The organism is Paenibacillus sp. FSL H8-0104, assembly GCF_038050215.1.
GTDB lineage: Bacteria > Bacillota > Bacilli > Paenibacillales > Paenibacillaceae > Paenibacillus > Paenibacillus amylolyticus.
In genome coordinates this window covers 4212639-4232102 of record NZ_JBBOTC010000001.1, presented here as the reverse complement: position 1 = coordinate 4232102, position 19464 = coordinate 4212639, and the positions used below count along the sequence as shown (strand labels likewise).

The following is a 19464-nucleotide window of genomic DNA, read 5'->3' as shown; positions in this document are numbered from 1 at the left end:
AAAATAGGGAGCACTCTTGCAATCTTTAACCAAAACCCCGAAAATAGAGAGACAGATATAGAAGATTTCTCTTTGGGAGGATTGGAAAGAACATGTGGGGTGCTCCTTTTACGGCTCAAGCCAAAAAAATGCTGCTACTAGGCAGTGGAGAATTGGGAAAAGAGGTCGTTATTGAGGCCCAACGACTGGGAGTAGAGACGATCGCTGTTGATCGTTATGAGAACGCACCTGCAATGCAGGTCGCGCACCGGTCTTACTGCATCGACATGCTGGATGCCGAAGCTTTGAAACAATTGATCCGTAAAGAAAAACCTCATTACATCGTACCTGAGATTGAAGCTATTGCAACAGAAGCTTTACTGGAGCTTGAGGAAGAGGGATTTTGTGTAGTACCTACTGCCCGAGCTGCACGTCTAACGATGGATCGCGAAGGCATCCGTCGGCTTGCAGCCGAACAATTGAAACTTCCGACAGCTGATTACCTTTTTGCGGACAACCTGGAACAACTTCAGGAAGCCGTACGTGAGCTTGGCACACCTTGTGTCATTAAACCATTAATGAGTTCTTCCGGCAAAGGGCAGAGTGTATGCCGAACACCGGGCGACGTGGAGGATTGCTGGAACATTGCTCTTTCGGGGGCTCGTGGCAAATCCGTTCGTGTTATTGTGGAGAGCTTTGTGCAATTTGACAGTGAGATTACATTACTTACCGTTAGGTCTGTATCAGGCACCGTATTTTGTCCTCCGATTGGTCATATTCAGAAGGATGGGGATTATGTCGAATCCTGGCAGCCTCATGCAATGACTGCAGAGCAATGGCAGCAGGCTTGTCATATTGCCAAATCCGTCACGGATGAACTTGGCGGGTATGGACTGTTTGGAGTGGAATTGTTCCTCACATCGGATGGTGTTGTGTTCAGCGAGGTATCTCCTCGTCCGCATGACACAGGTATGGTTACAATGGTGACGCAAGACAGTTCCGAGTTTGCGCTGCATGTACGTGCAATTCTTGGTTTTCCGGTCACAGGTGTACATCTGTTGACACCGGGAGCTTCAGCAACGCTGAAGGCTAATGATGAAACATCTGACTTTACTGTAGGCGGGATTGAAGAAGCACTGGCTCTTCCTCGTACTCAGATTCGTGTATTTGGCAAACCTGAGACCAAAGTAGGACGCCGAATGGCTGTAGCCTTAAGTGCTGGTCAAGATGTTGAAGAAGCTCGTAAAACAGCGGTGCAAGCCGCTAATATGCTGAAAGTGGAGGTAAATCATGTCCAATAATGTTGAGGCCCCTGTACTGATGATCCGAGAGTGTGAGCTACGAGATGCTGAAGCGGTAACGGGACTGATGCGAGAGGTCAGCTATCCGACAACAACCAATGTCATGAAGGAACGTATTGAATGTTTGGAAACCAATCCAAACGCATGCATGCTTGTTGCCGAAGTGGATGAACAAATTATTGGTGTGATTGGCTTGCAATGTGTGCAAAGTCATGCCTATCCAGAACCTGCCGCACAAATTACTTCCCTGATTGTAGGTCAAGAACATCGTGGTGGTGGGATTGGCCGTCGTCTGATGGCTCGTGCCGAAGATTGGGGCAGACAGCAAGGTGGTAAACAACTGTTTGTCACGGGTGCAAACCGTGAAGTGACTTCAACAACGTACTCTTTTTATGAGCACATTGGTTTTCAGAAAAGAGGTTATCGGTTCAGTAAAGTTCTTCTATAGTATAAAAAAAGTTTCTTCTATTGCATGGAAATTCTCATGATATCCTGATCTGCACATTCTTGTGTGGTGAATGATAAATAGATGGTGAAGCGACATTCGACTAGCATTTTTAGTCCGAATGTCTTTTTTTATGCTTTTGTAAAATCTGTAACATTCTAAAAAATGACAAAAAAGTTACTTTTCCATATTTTATAGGTTCACAATCTCCTGTCGAATTGATATACTGCTAGAGTATTAATTACAAAGTTGTAATAACTAATCTTAAGGAGATGAATGAATTTGAAAAAGAAATGGATGAAAACTGTCGTAACGAGTAGTCTGACAGCCGTACTGGCCGTAGGGGTAATGCTTCCTGCTTCCGCGTCTGCTGCAGATTCAACATATAAGACTATCACAACGTACAAAATTACAAGCACAGACAGCTTGAAAGCTTACATTGAGAAATGGCTCAAACAAAATGGATACACCGTATCCGAGGGGCAAATTGTAGAGAAACCTGCTACGCAGCCTGATCAAACGACAAAACCTGCTGAGCCGACCACAAAACCAACTCAACCAACAACAAAACCTGCTGAGCCTACAACTAAGCCTGAGCAACCGACTAAACCAACACAACCAGCTCAAGAAGAAAAACCGGAAACTACACCGGCTAAAGATCCTTCAAACACGGGTAACACAGGTAACACAGGTAATACAGGTAACAATACAAGTAATAATGGTAGCGAAAGCACACAATCCGACTTTGCTACTCAAGTTGTAAAACTTGTGAACGCTGAGCGTGCTAAAGCAGGTCTGAACGCTCTGACTTCAGATGCACTTCTGGACAAAGTAGCTGTTGCTAAAGTAAAAGATATGAGTAACAATAACTATTTTGATCACCAGTCACCTACGTATGGTTCTCCGTTTGATATGATGAAACAATTCGGAGTAACTTACAGCTATGCAGGTGAGAACATTGCCCAAGGACAAAAAACACCACAGGAAGTTGTTACAGCTTGGATGAATAGTGAAGGTCACCGTGCCAATATTCTGAGCAAAAACTTTACGCATATCGGAGTAGGTTTCTACAACGGATACTGGGCACAAGAGTTTATCGGTAAGTAATCGATTTATAATGAAGAAAGTATGATTTTCTTTTCCACAAGGTTATGCCAGTACACAGTTCAAATCTGTGTATGGCATAACCTTTTTTCCGTAAAATGACATATAAAAAATGAATTCTGCGAATGCAGCGCCAAAGTTTGCAAATTAACGACAGAACATTTATGTTATTTAGGAATAGCATCATTAAGGCGTGTCTGAAAACTCCGAAGTAAGCGGATTTTCAGACACGCCTTAATGTAAAGTCATTATAAATTATAAAGCACCCGGACTGGTGTACATGAGTGGAGATGTGATGATGAAAAAGAAAAAAAGCCTGGATTCAGCACCATGGATCTGGAGAACTGTCAGTACAGTATCCATCTTGGCAACTTTGTTGTTGTTATTTGGATTTGGTTACGCCATAAAAGACGTGATTTTCCCCGAGGGAGATTCCGCATTAACTACAGGCCAGGAGGCAACTGCTCCATCTAAGGATATCGAGGGGGAACCGGCTGTCGTGGAAGATGGCAAGATTCGGATGGCCGTCATCGGTGATTCTCTGGCAAGAGGCACGGGCGATGATGAAGGACTCGGTTTTGTGAGACGTGCAGGGAATCTGCTTAAAGATAAAGGATATGACGTTCAGGTTCTTAATAATCTGGGTGTAAACGGTTTGAGAACAGATGCTTTATTGGAAAAACTCGATGAGCAAGGCGTACGTTATGTCCTGCAACAATCCAATTTTATTTTGCTCTCGATCGGCGCAAATGATTTGTTCCAGGGAGGACAAGTTCTACAGGGGGAAGATCCGCCAACAGCAGAGCAGCTGGCAGCGGCTTTGCCGGAAACGTCGAAGCGCCTTCAAGAGATATTGAAGAAAGTCAAAGAAATTAATCCCGATGCGCAGATTGCGTACATAGGGTTGTACAATCCATTTGGCGATGTGAAGGAACTGGAGAAGCCAGGTAATGCAGTGGTGGCTGCATGGAACGATGCTGCACTGGCTATTTTGAACAATGAGGACAAGATGACACTGGTCCCTACATTCGATTTGTTTGAAAATCATCTGGGGGAGTATCTCTCGTCAGATCATTTCCATCCCAACGGACAAGGTTATGAGCAAATTGCAGTTCGGATTGCACAGGAATTCCAGGCAGATACACCGGCAGAAGGGAGCGGAAATTAAATGGCAGAGCAGCAGTATGATTCCGTCCTATCCGTACAGAATCTGAAAAAGCGGATCGGACGCAAATGGATCATTAAGGACGTTACATTTGACGTAAAACCTGGTGAAATCTTCGGATTTCTCGGTCCCAACGGTGCCGGCAAAACAACGACGATACGGATGCTGGTCGATCTGATCAAACCAACAGAAGGAAAAATTAAAGTCTGTGGTTATGATGTGAATCGGGACCCTGAGCGTGCTTTGAAGTATGTAGGCTCCATTGTTGAAAATCCGGAGGTATATACATATCTGACAGGGTGGGAGAACCTGGAGCATTTCGCTCGCATGCAACCAGGTGTGGACAATGAACGAATTCAGGAAGTTGTAGATATTGTGCGTCTGGATCAGCGGATTCACGATAAAGTCAGAACGTACTCATTGGGTATGCGTCAACGGCTCGGTATTGCACAAGCGTTGCTTGGGCGACCGCGTCTGCTTATTCTGGATGAACCGACAAATGGTCTTGATCCAAAAGGGATTAAGGAACTTCGTGTCTTTATTAAGCAGCTTGCCAGCGAAGGTATGGCTGTATTTGTCAGCAGTCACTTGTTAAGTGAGATCCAGCTTCTCTGTGACAGAGTAGCCATTATCAGTGCTGGGCGTGTGCTTGCTGTTGGAGGTGTAAGCGAACTGATTGAAGATCATTCGAAGTTGGCTATATGGCATGTTTCACCACTGGAGCAAGGCAAAAAAATGTTGCAGGATGCAGGCATTGCTCTGGTAGGTCGACCTGCGGATGTGATGGATGATACCATTGTTGCGGGCCTTGGTCCCAACGCTGTGGTTGCCGAGATGCACGAAGATCGAATTCCTGATATGGTGCAACAGATGGTTCAAGCTGGTATACAGGTTGAAGGGGTACAGCGGATTCAGCCTACGCTTGAGCAACTATTCTTAAAAATGACAGAAGGTGAATCCATTGAGTAATATCATGCCGCTGATCCGCAATGAAACGATTAAGATGGTGAAGAAAAAACGGCTTTATATTATATTTATTGTACTTGCGGTCCTCGTACCGATGTTTACGTATGCCCAGATGAAATCTGCGGAGAATAATCGCGACAAGTTTGGCGGCGATTGGCGTCTTGAACTGCAACAGGCCATCACAGACAATCAAAATTCGCTCGGTAGCGATCGGGTACCTGAAGAGTACAAAAAATATAGAACCGTATATATCCAGCAGATGCAGTATTATCTTGAGAATGACATCAATCCCAAAGAACCGGGCGGTGTCACCTTTACGCGGGAGTTCATGAACAACGCGGTTGGATTGTTTATTCCACTGTTAATCATGGCTATTGCTTCAGATCTTGTTTCTGGTGAACGTACGACAGGTACGATTAAAATGCTTTTAACGCGTCCGGTTAGACGCTGGAAAGTGCTTTTGAGTAAATTAATTACGCTGATTATGTTTGTTTCGATCATAGTGGTATCAGCCTACATTATATGTTATGTCATATCGGGTGCGGTCTTTGGTTATAAAGGCTTCAACATGCCAATCTTCACAGGATTCAAAGTTGTGGGAACAGATGTCGATATGTCGGCAGTGCATGCTGTAGACCAGTGGCTGTATATGCTCATGCAGGCAGGACTGATCTGGTTTGTGAGTGTAATTGTGGCTATGCTTGCATTTATGGTATCTGTGCTTGTGCGCAGTACTGCTGCAAGTATTGTTATCATGATGGCCGCTTTGATTGCAGGAACAATCTTGACGAGTATGGCAGCGTCCTGGCAGACCGCGAAGTATTTGTTCATGGTTAACCTCGAACTTCCGAATTATTTGTCTGGCGGGTTACCTCCAATCGAGGGTATGAATTTAGGTTTTTCCCTTATTGTGCTTAGTGTTTGGGGCATTGCTTCACTCATTGTGTCATTCCTTGTCTTTACGAAACGGGATATCTTGAATTAAAATGGACAAGGATAAGAAAACATCTGTTTGCATTTTAGGCATTTTTTTAGTTGCAAGTTAAGAAGGGGGAGCATGAATGGTCGAGCAAATCGATATGTCGGCAGGTTCGACAGGCGGAGGACAGGGGTCTTCAGGCTACGACGCGGACGACATTCAAGTACTTGAAGGGTTGGTAGCGGTACGGAAACGGCCGGGGATGTACATCGGTAGCACCAGCACTTCAGGTTTACATCATTTGGTATGGGAAATTGTCGACAACGCTGTCGACGAACATCTCGCCAAATTCTGCTCCAAAATCGATATCACGCTGCATAAGGACGGTTCTATTACGGTTCAGGATAACGGAAGGGGAATTCCGACAGGTATACATAAAACAGGGATTCCTACTCCCCAGGTCGTGTTTACGATTTTGCACGCAGGCGGAAAGTTCGGTGGATCAGGATACAAAAAATCAGGCGGTTTGCACGGTGTAGGTGCGTCAGTTACTAACGCATTGTCCGAGTGGCTTGAAGTCGAGATTTTCCGTGATGGCAAGATTCATCGTCAGCGATTCGAGTATTGGAAGGACAAAAAAGGGATTGAACATGTCGGTGAACCGGTCTCCGGTCTCGAAGTGTTGGGCAATACCAATCGGACAGGTACAAAAGTTACATTTAAACCGGATATTCGGGTGTTCCAGAGCGGTATTCAATTTAATTATGATACATTGGCAGAACGTCTTCAGGAGATTGCTTTTCTGAATTCGGGTCTGAGAATTGTGCTCAAGGATGAACGTTCGGGCAATCAGGATGAATACATGTATGAAGGTGGAGCAAGCCAGTTTGTTGCTTTTCTTAACGAAAATAAAGATGTGCTGCATGATGTTATTCACTTCTATGCGGAGAAGGATGACATTGAAGTCGAAGTGGCAATCCAGTATAACGCGGGTTATACCGAAACGCTGGCTTCGTTCGTGAACTCGATCTCTACTCGGGGTGGCGGTACACATGAGACCGGATTCAGGGCTGCGTATACTCGTGTAATGAATGACTACGCGCGCCGTACCAGCATGATCAAGGAAAAAGATAAAAACCTTGAAGGCAATGATTTGCGTGAAGGTATGATGGCCGTCATCAGTGTCAAGATGTCAGAGGTTGAGTTCGTAGGTCAGACCAAGGATCAGCTCGGCAGCGCTTCCGCTCGAAGTGCAGTGGATTCGGTTGTGTCCGAGAATATTCAACGGTTTCTGGAAGAAAACCCGCAGGTAGCGCAAACGTTAATTCGCAAAGCGGTCCAAGCCTCCAGAGCCAGAGAAGCAGCCCGCAAAGCACGTGATGATATGCGCACAGGCAAGAAACGTAGCGAAAGTTCCAACCTGAACGGCAAACTAACGCCGGCGCAATCAAAGGATTTTACCCGAAATGAGTTATTTATTGTCGAAGGGGATTCCGCAGGTGGTTCTGCCAAACAGGGACGTGACTCGAAGATTCAGGCTATTCTGCCGCTCAAGGGAAAACCGCTCAATCCGGAAAAATCAAAGCTGGCCGACATTCTCAAAAATGAAGAATACCGCGCCATTACAGCGGCGATCGGGGCGGGCATAGGAACCGAATTTGCAGTTGAAGACAGCAATTATTCCAAAATTATCATTATGACCGATGCGGATACGGACGGCGCACATATTCAGGTGTTGCTGTTGACCTTCTTTTATCGTTATATGAAGCCTTTAATTGATGCAGGCAAAGTATATATTGCTCAGCCGCCATTGTACAAACTTACTCGTAAGTCTGGTAAGCTTGCGAGTGTTCGATATGCATGGACGGATGAAGAACTGGCGAATTATATGAAGGAATTCGGTAATAATGTTGAGCTTCAACGTTATAAAGGTCTTGGTGAGATGAATCCGGATCAACTGTGGGAGACAACAATGAATCCGGAAACTCGTGCAATGCTGAAGGTACAGATTGTTGATGCAGCAAAAGCAGAACGTCGTGTATCTACGCTCATGGGTGATAAGGTTGATCCGCGGAAACGCTGGATTGTAGAGAACGTCGACTTTACAGAGTACGAAGAATAGAAGGTGCTTGGAATGAGTCCATCAGAACAATTTATGCCGGCCTTTCTCGAAGAGGTCGTTGGGGACCGTTTCGGTCGCTACTCCAAATATATTATTCAGGATCGAGCCATTCCGGATGTCCGGGATGGGTTGAAGCCAGTACAACGGCGTATTCTATACGCCATGTACGATTCAGGTAATACGCCTGACAAGACTTACCGCAAATCTGCCAAAACCGTTGGGGACGTAATGGGTAATTATCATCCACATGGTGACTCATCCATCTATGAGGGCATGGTGCGGATGGCTCAGCCATGGAAAATGGGCCATATGCTCGTGGACGGTCATGGTAACTGGGGATCACAGGATGATGACCCGGCAGCGGCGATGCGGTATACGGAGGCCCGTTTGTCGCCCATCGCGATGGAGATGCTTCGCGATATCGAGAAACGGACGGTTCTGTTTAAGGATAATTTTGATAATACGGCCAAAGAACCGGTTGTATTGCCATCCCGTTATCCGAACTTGCTGGTTAATGGTGTCAGCGGTATTTCCTCCGGATTTGCAACGGAGATTCCTCCACACAATTTGCGTGAAGTCATTGATGCTTCGATCGCTGTGATGGAGAAACCGTCGATTGAGCTGGACGAAATCATGATGTTTATGAAGGGTCCTGACTTTCCAACAGGCGGATTGATTATGGGCGGTGACGGCATTCTGGATGCCTATCGCACAGGTAAGGGACGGATCTATATCCGGTCCAAAACCGAGATTGAAAACATGCGCGGTGGCAAACAGCAGATCGTCATTACCGAAATTCCTTATCAGGTCGTGAAATCTCGTCTGGTTACAGCGATGGAGAACATCCGACTTGAGAAGAAGGTTGAAGGTATTGCCGAAGTGCGTGATGAGAGCGGACGTGAAGGTCTGCGAATCGTGGTTGAGTTGAAAAAAGAAGCGGACGCACAAGGTATTTTGGCTTATTTGCTGAAGAAAACCGACCTGCAGGTCACCTATAATTTCAATATGGTTGCGATTGTGAATAAAGCACCTCATCAATTAGGATTGAAATCGATTCTCGAGGCTTACATTGCCCATCAGCGGGAGGTTGTAACATTCCGTACCCGGTTTGAGCTGGAGAAGGCGCAAGACCGTGCGCATGTGCTCGAGGGCTTGGTAAAAGCACTTAACATCCTTGATGAGGTCATTGCGGCCATCAAAGCGTCGAAGAACCGTCAAGATGCCCAAAATAACCTGATGTGGATGTTTGGATTCACGGAACGCCAAGCAGATTCCATCCTTACGTTGCAATTGTACCGTTTGACGAATCTGGAGATCAATTCTCTGGAGAAGGAACTCGGTGAACTGATGAAAAAGATTGCACAATTACAATCCATTCTGGATAGTGACCGCAAGCTCATCGGAGTCATCCGCAAGGAATTGATGGAGATTCGTGAGAAATACGGCATAGACCGTCGTTCTGCGATCCAGGGTGAAGTGGAAGAACTTAAGGTTAATCTCGAAGTACTTGTGAATGCGGAAGATGTATTTGTTACGTTATCCAAAGAGGGATATGTGAAACGTACAGGCATGCAGTCCTTTACACGTTCTGGTGGTGAACGGAGCGGAAGTGGTGTGAAAGACGGCGATTATATCGCTCAGGTTCTGGAAGTAAATACGCTTGAGAACTTGCTTGTCTTTACGAGGAAAGGTCAGTACTTCCTGTTACCTGTTCACCAGGTACCTGAATTCAAGTGGAAAGATCCAGGCACAGCCATTGTGAATGTCATTCCCCTTGCGAAAGATGACCGTATTGCAAGTGTGCTTGCTGTGAAATCCTTTGAAGAGCCAAACCACAGTCTGGTCTTCGTTACGCGAAGAGGACAGGTGAAACGAACGGAGCTGAAGGATTACGTTACCAAACGTTCCGGTGCAGTTGCGGCATGTAAAGTGGGCAAGGACGATGAAGTGTTATCTGTACATCTAAGTACAGGTGGTCAAGATATTATGTTGATTACAAAAGAAGCCATGGCGATTCGTTTCCGAGAGGATGAGGTTAATCCAATGGGACGTGTATCCGGTGGTGTTCGTGGTATTCAGTTAAGAGATACAGATGAAGTTGTATCGGCTCTATGGGTAGAAGGAGATGAAGGTGAAGTTGCCGTGTTGTCCGATCTGGGATATGGTAAACGATCATTACTTCTGGATTACGCTATACAGAGCCGTGGAGGCAAGGGGCTTGCCACATTCGAGTTCAAAGAAGGCAAACGTGTGAAACCGAATGGTAGCCGTATTGTTGGAGCGTTTTATTGCAAAGAGCAACGTAAGATCACTGTAATGACCAAAGAAGGCCAATTGTTCCCGATCTCTTCGGAAGGTGTTCCGATTACAGAGCGCAAACATATTGGCAAGCTGATCGTTCATGTGGACAAACAGGACGAGATCGTTGAACTTCTAAGGGACTTCAATGAGAATCAACCAGCATCATCTTCATAAAAACAAACAAACGAGACTTTTTGCAGAACAGCTAATCCTGTCATGCGAGAAGTCTTTTTTTGTTGTTCGAAGGCGGATTAGAAGAGGGCATTCATGCAAAGTTTAACAACCTTCGTCGATTACGGTCGATCGCTAGGAAATTGAAAAAAGGCAGCAGGAATGCGGCTTTGGAGCGCGAAAACTTAAGCAGGTGAAGTGATAACCGGTTGCAGAGAGGAGCGATGGAAGATGTATAATTCCGATTTTGCCAAGTGCTGGTCCAGGTTGACCAAAGATTATAAATTGCATATGGATCAAGAGCTGGCACCCTCATTAACGGAGGCTCAGCTGGCTGTTCTGGAGGTACTTGAAGACCATCAGAAGATGAAACCTTCGGATCTGATTCCTTATCTGTCAACTACGCCAGCTGCTGTAACCATGCTGCTCGATCGAATGGAGAAGAATGATCTGATTCGCAGGAATCGGGATAATCAGGATCGACGCATTGTGTGGGTATCTCTGTCAGAGAAAGGAAGAATGGAGACAGAGCGGGGAATCACCATCCGGAATGAATTCATGAACTCTGTTCTCAGTAACATTTCGATGCACAATCAACAATTGCTGGTATATCTGTTAGGCAAAATGACAACACCCAAGACCAAAGAGCCTGCCTTATCTACTTCGGTATGATACCATGCTGATTCTTCTGAATAACCATAGGAATGCCTGCTCGTTTCATGCAGGAGCCCTATGGTTATTTTATTTACAAATTACATATGCTACACACTGTGTCCAGGTTAGTTGAGTAAAGGCATGGATGTAACACAGTTAGTATGTCCTAATATTATTTTTGTAAATTCATATGTAAAGAGTTGACTATGTAAATATTTTTGTTATAATAAATAATTGTTCCCCTGATATTTCGTGTACGAAATATTATATTCCAAAAGTAAAAGGGTGAAACAATGACTGATACGTATGAAGTATTCTATATTATTAATTCGTTCCGCCAAGTGAATCAAATGCTTTTTCGAGCATTTTGGAATGAAAACAAGGAGATCGAGCTGACTTCGATCCAGTTTATGGTGTTATCCATCCTGAGGGAGCGTCCTTCCATTGGCATCAATGAAGTGGCTGAGCTATGCCATATGGGCAGTAGTTCCATGAGCGCTGTTGTGGAGCGGCTCGTCAAAGGCGAGTATATCGTTCGGACACGTTCGGATGCTGACCGCCGATCCGTTAAGCTTCAGATTACGGATAAAGGGGAACAGGCCCAACAGGAAACGCACCATTTGTGGATGGAAAGAGTATCACCCATTCTGGACATATCGAAGGAAGACCTTGAGCACCTACTTAGAATTCATAGTCAAATGATTGAAAAGTTAGAAGGAAGAGAGATGAACAACATATGAGTACGACTACTGCTGCAGCTCCATCCTCAGCGATGGACAACATCAAGAAAGGCCCAATTGTAGCGGCATTGTTAATTGGTGCCTTTGTGGCATTCCTGAACCAAACCCTGATGAACGTAGCGCTTCCTAAAATCATGGAAGACCTCGCGATCAATGCAAACAAAGCCCAATGGTTAACTACGGGTTATATGCTCGTCAACGGTGTACTGATTCCGGTTACGGCATATCTGATTGCCAAATTTTCAACGCGTCAAATTTTCATTACAGCCATGACTCTATTTACCATAGGAACGTTAGTCTGTGGTCTTAGTCCAACCTTCACTATTCTGATGGTAGGTCGTGTTATTCAAGCGGCAGGTGCAGGTATCCTGATGCCTCTCATGACCGTTGTATTCCTGACCATCTTCCCAATTGAGAAACGCGGTCAGGCCATGGGAACCATGGGGATTGCGATGATTCTGGCTCCTGCGATTGGGCCTACACTTTCAGGTTATGTGGTTGAGCATTATTCCTGGAGATTGTTGTTCTACATCATCTTGCCATTCTCTATTATTGCAACGGCAATTGGTATTGCTTTTGTCAAAAACGTAACACGTCAGTCCAGACCTAAACTGGATTATCCAGGCGTTATTTTATCTACACTTGGTTTTGGTAGTTTGCTCTACGGATTCAGTGATGCGGGTACCGATGGATGGGGCAGTGCAATTGTCATTGGATGTCTCGTCGTAGGTGCGATATCCCTGATTCTGTTCGTTATTCGTCAACTGACAACAGATCATCCGCTCCTTGAGTTCCGTATTTTCAAGTACAACATGTACACATTAACAACGATTATCAATATGCTCGTGACAATGGCGATGTTTGCTGGTATGATCCTGCTCCCTATTTTCCTGCAAAACATTCGTGGATTCTCACCAATTGAATCAGGACTTCTGATGATGCCCGGTGCGATATTGATGGGGATTATGTCTCCAATTACAGGTCGCATATTTGATAAAGTGGGCGCTCGCTGGCTTTCGGTTGCGGGTCTTGCCATTACAGCAATTACAACTTTTGGACTGAGTCGTCTGGCAATCGATACTACCTACGGCTACATGATGTTTATCTACACGGCTCGTATGTTCGGTATGTCGATGCTGATGATGCCAATCCAGACAGCAGGTCTGAATCAACTGCCTCAACGTCTGAACGCGCATGGTACTGCGATGTCCAATACATTGCGTACAGTTGCCGGGGCGATCGGTACAGCCATTCTGGTTACCATAATGAGTAGTAAGCTCAAAACACATCTGGCGGATGCAGTGGCTGCGGGTCAGGTTAATCCAAATGATAAGACCGCAATGTTAGCTGCTACTGCAGATGCAACGATTTACGGTGTTAACTATGCATTCATTGTGGCTACCGGAATGACTGTGGTTGCTTTGATCATGGCGTTCTTTATTCGGAAAACAAAACCAGCTGTTGAGCCTGTTACTGTAGAACAGGAAAAAACGACGGCTACTGCATAACGAATATCAGATAAAACCAAAAAGAGAACTCTAGCAGTCGAAGGGGTAACCCTAACTGCCTGAGTTCTCTTTTTTTTGGTGTGCGCGATAGGAGGAGAGTACTTTTATTATTCGGGCTGGATCGTTGGATCGATAAGAAATACAGGATCGGGCTCATGACCGAACTGTTTGAGATTAATGGTTCCATTTAGTTGAAACTCCACACCTTCGCTAATCAGTTCTGTTTCCTGCATCATGCGCGAGTGTTCGTCCGGTATGGAGATTTCTCCTTTTGCGTTGACGACACGGTGCCAGGGCAGACGTTCCTTGCGGCTCATCGAGTGCAGAATACGTACGACTTGTCTCGCGGCTCTTGGACTTCCGGCATGTGCTGCAATCTGACCGTAAGTCATCACTTTACCTTCGGGAATCGCCGCGATGATCGCAACGACTTGTTTGGTAAACGGGGTCATCATGATGTCTCCTCTCTGTATTTTAGGTATATAGCTGAAAATATGAAAAAACGTGTCGTTCAGATACAGAATCTGAACGACACGTTGTATGGACAGATGTAACCTGATCCTGTGCACTTATAGAGGTTGTTCGATAAAAATGCTTGTAATCCCATCTTATCGGTACTGAAAACCAGTCTTTTTGAACACGTAATTATAGAGATTGTCCAAAAGCTTTTTGGTACACGGCAGCTGGCCATTCTGCCCAGGGGAATTCTCTTGCAGGCAAAGATTGCAGAATAACTTCTTCCTTAGTAACTGGATGAGGAAAAGCAGCAATCGCAGACCATAGAGCAATCTGTTGCCCGGGTTTATTCACGCTTGCGCCGTACTTCTGATCCCCGTACAGAGGGCAGCCGATTTCTTTCATTTGCACCCGAATCTGATGAGATCTGCCGGTATGCAGTTCGATATGGACGAGGCTGTAACGATCTGTCTCGCCGATAACACGGTAATCCAGAACGGCATCCTTACCGCCAGCCGTACCTTTAGGTACAACAGTAACGGTATTTGTACGTGCATCTTTCAGGAGCGTGTGTTTTAACGTTCCCTGCTGTGCAGGCAACTTGCCGTGTACAACAGCCGCATATATTTTACGGAAATGACGTCCCCGCACAGTCTCGGACAATCTCGAAGCTGCTTTAGAAGTCTTGGCAAAAATCATTGCCCCTCCAACAGGACGATCAAGTCGGTGTACTAACCCGAGATAAACATTGCCAGGTTTGTTGTATCGTTCTTTCAGATCCTGCTTCAGCAATGTAAGCAAATCCGGATCACCTGATGAATCTTCCTGGGTAGGTACATTGACCGGCTTCGTAATACCTAACAGATGGTTGTCTTCGAACAGAATCGGAATCGCATCGTGATCATGCCGATGTTCTGACATGATTAAGACTCCCAACGGCCCAGAATACCACAAGGCAGATCAAGACCACTACGTGTAATTGGCAGACCAATTTCACCAGCAGTAATGTCACCACCGTACTGAGCAGACATCGTCATGGTCAACATGTTGCGCAGAACAGTAGAGGAAATGCCCGTAGTGTAGGAGTTAACCAGCATGAATAATGGATTATCCGACAAGATCGTCATACATGACTTCAAGAAAGGATATAGGTTCTCTTCCAGTTTCCATGTCTCTCCATTAGGGCCACGGCCATATGAAGGAGGGTCCATAATAATAGCGTCGTAACGATTTCCGCGACGTTGTTCCCGTTGTACAAATTTGAATACATCATCCGTAATAAAACGAACAGGGCGATCAGCCAGCCCGGATAATTGAACATTTTCCTTAGCCCATTGAACCATGCCTTTAGCTGCATCCACATGCACAACAGAAGCGCCTGCGTAAGCTGCGGCTACCGTTGCTCCGCCTGTATAGGCAAACAGGTTCAAGACAGAAATAGGGCGTCCTGCATTGGAGATTTTATCCATCATCCAGCTCCAGTTAGCGGCTTGTTCAGGGAACAGGCCAGTGTGCTTAAAGCTGGTAGGTTTAATGTGGAATTTCAGGTTTTCGTATCCGATCGTCCAACGCTCGGGAATGGGCTTTTTCATATCCCAGTTACCGCCACCGGAAGAGCTGCGATGATAGTGACCATGCACCTGACGCCATTCATTGGTTTCTTGCTCAAGGGGCCAGATAATCTGTGGATCGGGTCTGCGTAAAATCACATCTCCCCAACGCTCCAGTTTCTCGCCGCCTCCTGTATCGATTACTTCATAGTCCTTCCAATTCTTAGCTACGTACATAATGATTTATCCATCCTTCAAAAGTCATTTGGATACTATTGTACAACAAAAAAGGGCTTGGACGCCAGTTGGGGGACGGGATCATTGGAGGAAGGTACTACATCTGACCTTAAAGGATGAAGTATTTTAGCTGTGTTGAAATCCGAGGTGCGCCATATACTGAAAAACAAAGATAACCAAAAATTTAATTTGACAATGATAATCATTATCACATATGATTTTGTTAATCAAAAATTCATTCTTTCTTCATAGAGAGAATATAACATGATCAAATAAAGTGAGGGAAAAATAGATGGCTAAATTGTTAGTGGCTTATGCGAGCATGACAGGAAATACAGAAGAAATTGCAGAACTGATTGTGGAAGGAATTACACAGGGAGGCCACGAGGCAGACCTGAAATCCGTAACGGATTGTAATGCATCTGATGTATTGGACTATGACGGATTCATGATCGGTGTGTACACCTGGGGAGATGGGGAGTTGCCGGATGAATTCCTTGATTTCTATGAGGAGCTGGATGAGCTTGACCTGAGCGGTAAGAGAGCTGCGGTGTTTGGTAGTGGTGACACCTCATATGAGCAGTTCTGCGGTGCAGTTGATCTTGCGGCTGCCAAGCTGCAAGAGCGTGGGGCGGAGGTATCTCCAGAGATGTTGAAAATTGAATACAGTCCGCTTGAGCAGGAGAAAGAAACATGCCGTGACTTTGGCAAACGCTTCGCTGCTGCCGGATTACAGGTGTCCTAAAGATCATGTTAAGACATAATGTTCAGGCAGCGATGCCAGTCGGAAGGAATGACCTTCCTGGACGTCTGCTTGAAGATTACAGATTGGAAGAAATGCTGCGCAGCCCACACCGATTCATCCGCCCTGAACCAGTGTCTGAGCAGCGTCTTCCACTGCAATGGAGGCACCGTGTACAATATGCGGTGAGCCATGCGGTCAATGCCTTTTACAGTCTCGACCCCGATGTTCGCAAAGAGGTACCCGTACAGTATTTACTTGAGAAGTGGTGGCCCAGAAAGACGGATGGTTTCGAATCTGTTCTCCATTACTGGGATGTGAAGAACAAGATTACGGATGAATTGTCACTCGCCATTGCAATGAACGATGATCTGAAGCATCCAGCCATTCTTTTTGAACAGTGGAGAACGGAGTTACCTTCATTATCCATGCATTTATCGATGATATTTCAGGCGGCCTGGCAACCAGAAGGCTGGGATTCGCTGCTGATTCAGAAATATATGGTTGTCCATGATCCAAACGTAGTTGAGGCATTTCAGCATATGGTCAGTGCATTCTGCTGGGAAGCCTTCGGAAAATTACCGGGTATGATCGAGATATACTGCTTGTTGGAAGGACGCAAAATAAGGTACATCCCTGGACGCCAGTCTCTGATCCGTTCCATGGACTACATTCGCTTGATACGTGACAGCATGCCGCAAGCAGAAGTGGTGGAGTCAGAACAGTTTACGACGCGTGATAAAGCGCGCATCCACGAAGAGGTAGATCGCTGGAGAACGGAAGCCATTGAACCGAAGAAAACATGGTTGATGTGAAGACAATTGAAGGATAACGATATATCATGCAGATAGAGGAGGGGAAGTTGCCATGTCTACCGGTCTAAGTCAAGATATAAGCAGCAGCAAGAGACGTGCAGGAACTTGTGAATTCAGTCCGTTGCCAGTACCCCAGTCGGTTATACGAAAGTTGCTTGATGAAGCAGATCCTTCATTATATGTAATGAGTTCAGAACCTTGGAGGTTTATGTTGTTTGCAGGCGAAGGACGACAGCTTTATCTGGAAGCGGTCAGACAGAGCTATCCACCCCATCTGGCTGATCGCTACGGCGATTGGGCTACATATCAATACACGGAAGCAATTCCAACCCATCTGGTTGTCGTGGCGCCTAGAAATGCCCGTGAGGATGATCTTCTGCCGGCCAAAGCCTGGAGCAAACGCTTTAGTATTCTGGCTGCGGAACAGGGGTTGAATGCGGTCTGGAAGATCAATGATTATCAACAACATCCTGTGTTTATGAATTTGATGGGTTTGACAAGTGAAGAGAAGGTGCTGGGAGTCTTTCATATCGGTTACGGAGACCAGCCTGCATTGCGGGATATGGATGCAAGCAGACCAGCCTCTGAACTGATGACGGTTTATGACCATCTGGTTTAAAAAAATAATTTATTGGTTCTCTTATTTGCTGTTGTTGGATAGAAAATCACGAACGAGCTGACGATTCGTCTGATCTTTGTTGTAGACGGAGAACAACCGATTGGATACCGTAAGGACATTGCCAAAAAAGAATCGTTCGAATTGGGTCTGTCTGCCCCCGAATGAACCAGACCCAAGCTCCCAGATCAGGCGGAACAGAGCGTTGCGTTCGTGAGAAGCCATATCGTTCCCTTTCAGATATATATTCAGTGACGGAGCGATATCGGATTGAAACTCTTCTTCCTGAGGGATCATAATTACCCCGCTCGAACCCAAGAGTTGCAGAATTTCAATCAACTCAGGATAAAGTTTCGGAAAAAGGAGATTGGCTGCCATCAATGGTTTGGGTGCAGGTAATACAAATCCTCGTCCGTCTGGTATTGCACCTGCCTCCGCGGCCAAGGCCAATGCTTTTAACGATTCAAGACCTGCGAACACACGTGCAGATTTCTCTATAACATGTGCTTCCGTATTCAGATCCAGCGTATCCGTGAGAAGCTGGATTGTACCGAGAACAAATTCCGTCTTGGCAATATAACGACACAATACCTGATGACCTGCGTGAATATGAAAGTTACTACCACTGAAGAGACGCGAGGACATTTCCTCACTTCCTGCAAAAAATATTCGTTCATGCGGAACGAGCACCCTGTCAAAGATGACGATATTGTCCATTTCTTCATATCTGGAACTCAGGGGATAATTAGTGTGGGATTCGGCTGCGTAGGTATCCCTGCATACCAGACTGATTCCTGGAAGATCATTGGGGACAGCAAAAGAGAATGCAAATGGATTTTCGTCATCAAATGGGGCGGGTGAAGGTGACGGATAGACAAATATCTCATCCGAAGTGGCAGCTTGTGTAGCCATCATGAATGCACCGCTAATAATGAGACCTTCCTCGGTGCGATCCACGACCTTTGCGGCAATAGCATCTTCAGTAGCATCCAATTGCCCTGAGATTTTGCTGGCATATGGCTGAATGAAGGCATGGGATAACGTGATATCATGATCACGGCAGTACGCATAATAATTTTTGAGATTTTCTGCATATTGGGGAGATAGTTCGTTCAGGAGATCGGCACCTGTGTAAAAGGACATTATGGCTGTATTCATGTAATCGGGTGAGCGACCAAGAAAGCCATGATGCACATTTGCCCAGATATTCATCCCTTCGCGTCGTTTACGGAGGTCGTCGGCACTGGTTGGAGGCAGGAAGGATATCCCCACAGGTTTGCCGTCTGCCGGGGAGGCATACGTCATCGTTTCTGCAAATTTAGAATCCGATTGCAGATCATACATGTGCATCTGAGTCTCCATCAAACCAGCAAATGCTACATGTTCAGAGCGTTTTCCAGTAATAAGGTTACCTTTGTACCAGCAAGGGACGGACTGTGCATCAATTCGTTCGCGATACTGTGTGCCACTTTTAACAGGCATTGTTATTCACCTCTTGGTTCTAATCGTTCATGGGCATACTGACTTCTTACGTAGTGTACGTAGGTCATCTGTCCAATGTGCATTGAAGAGGTGAGAAGGATTTTTACAGAATAGGGCTTGATAATAATTATCATTCTTGTTACAATAGACAAAGAAAAAAGGAACCGGTAAGGGCTCCTTTAAGTCGATTA

General features: G+C 45.6%; 18 protein-coding genes. 14 read left to right on the top strand and 4 right to left on the bottom strand.

All coding sequences use genetic code 11. The features are described from left to right. Positions 1–92: 92 nt before the first annotated feature. The 11 genes from purT (at position 93) to NST38_RS18705 (ending at position 13375) form a co-directional block, all read left to right on the top strand. Positions 93–1280: a formate-dependent phosphoribosylglycinamide formyltransferase gene (gene purT / locus NST38_RS18755; RefSeq protein ID WP_076250040.1), complete on the top strand. Its 1188-nt coding sequence runs from the start codon at positions 93–95 to the stop codon at positions 1278–1280. Beyond that, entirely contained in the window at positions 1270–1728 is a 459-nt protein-coding gene (locus tag NST38_RS18750; protein WP_017687788.1) for a GNAT family N-acetyltransferase, read from the top strand. Before purT ends, NST38_RS18750 begins: the two co-directional genes overlap by 11 nt. Before the next feature lie 279 nt (positions 1729–2007). Next, the gene (locus NST38_RS18745; protein WP_083669591.1) at positions 2008–2832 is read left to right on the top strand and encodes a CAP domain-containing protein; all 825 of its coding nucleotides are present in this window, start codon (positions 2008–2010) and stop codon (positions 2830–2832) included. Positions 2833–3127: 295 nt separating this feature from the next. Next, positions 3128–3997 (top strand): GDSL-type esterase/lipase family protein, encoded by an 870-nt coding sequence (locus NST38_RS18740; RefSeq protein WP_036672919.1) that lies wholly within the window; start codon positions 3128–3130, stop codon positions 3995–3997. Continuing rightward, the gene (locus NST38_RS18735; protein WP_036613296.1) at positions 3998–4963 is read left to right on the top strand and encodes an ABC transporter ATP-binding protein; all 966 of its coding nucleotides are present in this window, start codon (positions 3998–4000) and stop codon (positions 4961–4963) included. After that, on the top strand, positions 4956–5945 hold the full coding sequence (locus NST38_RS18730; RefSeq protein WP_036613298.1) for an ABC transporter permease: 990 nt from the start codon (positions 4956–4958) through the stop codon (positions 5943–5945). The genes NST38_RS18735 and NST38_RS18730 overlap by 8 nt, the downstream gene beginning before the upstream one ends. A gap of 76 nt (positions 5946–6021) precedes the next feature. Continuing rightward, positions 6022–8001, top strand: coding sequence for a DNA topoisomerase IV subunit B (gene parE / locus NST38_RS18725; protein WP_036613300.1), 1980 nt, complete (start codon positions 6022–6024; stop codon positions 7999–8001). Positions 8002–8013: 12 nt separating this feature from the next. Then, on the top strand, positions 8014–10476 hold the full coding sequence (gene gyrA, locus NST38_RS18720; protein WP_076250042.1) for a DNA gyrase subunit A: 2463 nt from the start codon (positions 8014–8016) through the stop codon (positions 10474–10476). Between the two features lie 228 nt (positions 10477–10704). After that, on the top strand, positions 10705–11145 hold the full coding sequence (locus NST38_RS18715) for a MarR family winged helix-turn-helix transcriptional regulator (protein ID WP_036613306.1): 441 nt from the start codon (positions 10705–10707) through the stop codon (positions 11143–11145). 275 nt (positions 11146–11420) lie between these two features. Further along, entirely contained in the window at positions 11421–11867 is a 447-nt protein-coding gene (locus tag NST38_RS18710) for a MarR family winged helix-turn-helix transcriptional regulator (protein WP_036613308.1), read from the top strand. After that, a complete protein-coding gene (locus NST38_RS18705; protein ID WP_076250043.1) occupies positions 11864–13375 on the top strand; it encodes a DHA2 family efflux MFS transporter permease subunit in 1512 nt (503 codons plus the stop codon). The genes NST38_RS18710 and NST38_RS18705 overlap by 4 nt, the downstream gene beginning before the upstream one ends. A gap of 107 nt (positions 13376–13482) precedes the next feature. On the opposite strand, the gene NST38_RS18700 is transcribed toward NST38_RS18705, so the two are convergent. From NST38_RS18700 to NST38_RS18690, 3 genes are all read right to left on the bottom strand, one after another. Continuing rightward, complete coding sequence (locus NST38_RS18700) at positions 13483–13827, bottom strand: MGMT family protein (protein ID WP_036613313.1); 345 nt, start codon at positions 13825–13827, stop codon at positions 13483–13485. 193 nt (positions 13828–14020) lie between these two features. Next, a complete protein-coding gene (locus tag NST38_RS18695; protein WP_076250044.1) occupies positions 14021–14752 on the bottom strand; it encodes an RluA family pseudouridine synthase in 732 nt (243 codons plus the stop codon). Between the two features lie 2 nt (positions 14753–14754). After that, positions 14755–15618, bottom strand: a complete 864-nt coding sequence (locus NST38_RS18690; protein WP_017687801.1) for a class I SAM-dependent methyltransferase — start codon at positions 15616–15618, stop codon at positions 14755–14757. 292 nt (positions 15619–15910) lie between these two features. Here NST38_RS18690 and NST38_RS18685 point away from each other — a divergent pair, with 292 nt between their 5' ends. From NST38_RS18685 to NST38_RS18675, 3 genes are read left to right on the top strand one after another with little or no spacing between them, the layout of a single operon-like run. Next, on the top strand, positions 15911–16363 hold the full coding sequence (locus NST38_RS18685) for a flavodoxin (protein ID WP_017687802.1): 453 nt from the start codon (positions 15911–15913) through the stop codon (positions 16361–16363). A 5-nt stretch (positions 16364–16368) separates the two neighbouring features. Continuing rightward, positions 16369–17175: a hypothetical protein gene (locus NST38_RS18680; RefSeq protein WP_076250045.1), complete on the top strand. Its 807-nt coding sequence runs from the start codon at positions 16369–16371 to the stop codon at positions 17173–17175. Between the two features lie 52 nt (positions 17176–17227). Further along, on the top strand, positions 17228–17794 hold the full coding sequence (locus NST38_RS18675; protein ID WP_074095588.1) for a nitroreductase family protein: 567 nt from the start codon (positions 17228–17230) through the stop codon (positions 17792–17794). A gap of 21 nt (positions 17795–17815) precedes the next feature. Here the strand turns inward: NST38_RS18675 and NST38_RS18670 are convergent, their stop codons facing one another. Continuing rightward, positions 17816–19273: a 4-hydroxyphenylacetate 3-hydroxylase family protein gene (locus NST38_RS18670; RefSeq protein WP_076250046.1), complete on the bottom strand. Its 1458-nt coding sequence runs from the start codon at positions 19271–19273 to the stop codon at positions 17816–17818. Positions 19274–19464 lie beyond the last annotated feature (191 nt).

What these genes read in the sequence shown, in the direction of transcription:
- NST38_RS18750 (WP_017687788.1), top strand. Translation starts at nt 1,270, where the DNA reads ATGTCCAATAATGTTGAGGCCCCTGTACTGATGATCCGAGAGTGTGAG.
- NST38_RS18675 (WP_074095588.1), top strand. Translation starts at nt 17,228, where the DNA reads ATGTCTACCGGTCTAAGTCAAGATATAAGCAGCAGCAAGAGACGTGCA.
- NST38_RS18740 (WP_036672919.1), top strand. Translation starts at nt 3,128, where the DNA reads ATGAAAAAGAAAAAAAGCCTGGATTCAGCACCATGGATCTGGAGAACT.
- NST38_RS18715 (WP_036613306.1), top strand. Translation starts at nt 10,705, where the DNA reads ATGTATAATTCCGATTTTGCCAAGTGCTGGTCCAGGTTGACCAAAGAT.
- NST38_RS18700 (WP_036613313.1), bottom strand. Translation starts at nt 13,827, where the DNA reads ATGACCCCGTTTACCAAACAAGTCGTTGCGATCATCGCGGCGATTCCC.
- NST38_RS18680 (WP_076250045.1), top strand. Translation starts at nt 16,369, where the DNA reads ATGTTAAGACATAATGTTCAGGCAGCGATGCCAGTCGGAAGGAATGAC.
- NST38_RS18695 (WP_076250044.1), bottom strand. Translation starts at nt 14,752, where the DNA reads ATGTCAGAACATCGGCATGATCACGATGCGATTCCGATTCTGTTCGAA.
- parE (WP_036613300.1), top strand. Translation starts at nt 6,022, where the DNA reads ATGGTCGAGCAAATCGATATGTCGGCAGGTTCGACAGGCGGAGGACAG.
- gyrA (WP_076250042.1), top strand. Translation starts at nt 8,014, where the DNA reads ATGAGTCCATCAGAACAATTTATGCCGGCCTTTCTCGAAGAGGTCGTT.
- NST38_RS18710 (WP_036613308.1), top strand. Translation starts at nt 11,421, where the DNA reads ATGACTGATACGTATGAAGTATTCTATATTATTAATTCGTTCCGCCAA.
- NST38_RS18670 (WP_076250046.1), bottom strand. Translation starts at nt 19,273, where the DNA reads ATGCCTGTTAAAAGTGGCACACAGTATCGCGAACGAATTGATGCACAG.
- NST38_RS18705 (WP_076250043.1), top strand. Translation starts at nt 11,864, where the DNA reads ATGAGTACGACTACTGCTGCAGCTCCATCCTCAGCGATGGACAACATC.
- NST38_RS18735 (WP_036613296.1), top strand. Translation starts at nt 3,998, where the DNA reads ATGGCAGAGCAGCAGTATGATTCCGTCCTATCCGTACAGAATCTGAAA.
- NST38_RS18685 (WP_017687802.1), top strand. Translation starts at nt 15,911, where the DNA reads ATGGCTAAATTGTTAGTGGCTTATGCGAGCATGACAGGAAATACAGAA.
- purT (WP_076250040.1), top strand. Translation starts at nt 93, where the DNA reads ATGTGGGGTGCTCCTTTTACGGCTCAAGCCAAAAAAATGCTGCTACTA.
- NST38_RS18690 (WP_017687801.1), bottom strand. Translation starts at nt 15,618, where the DNA reads ATGTACGTAGCTAAGAATTGGAAGGACTATGAAGTAATCGATACAGGA.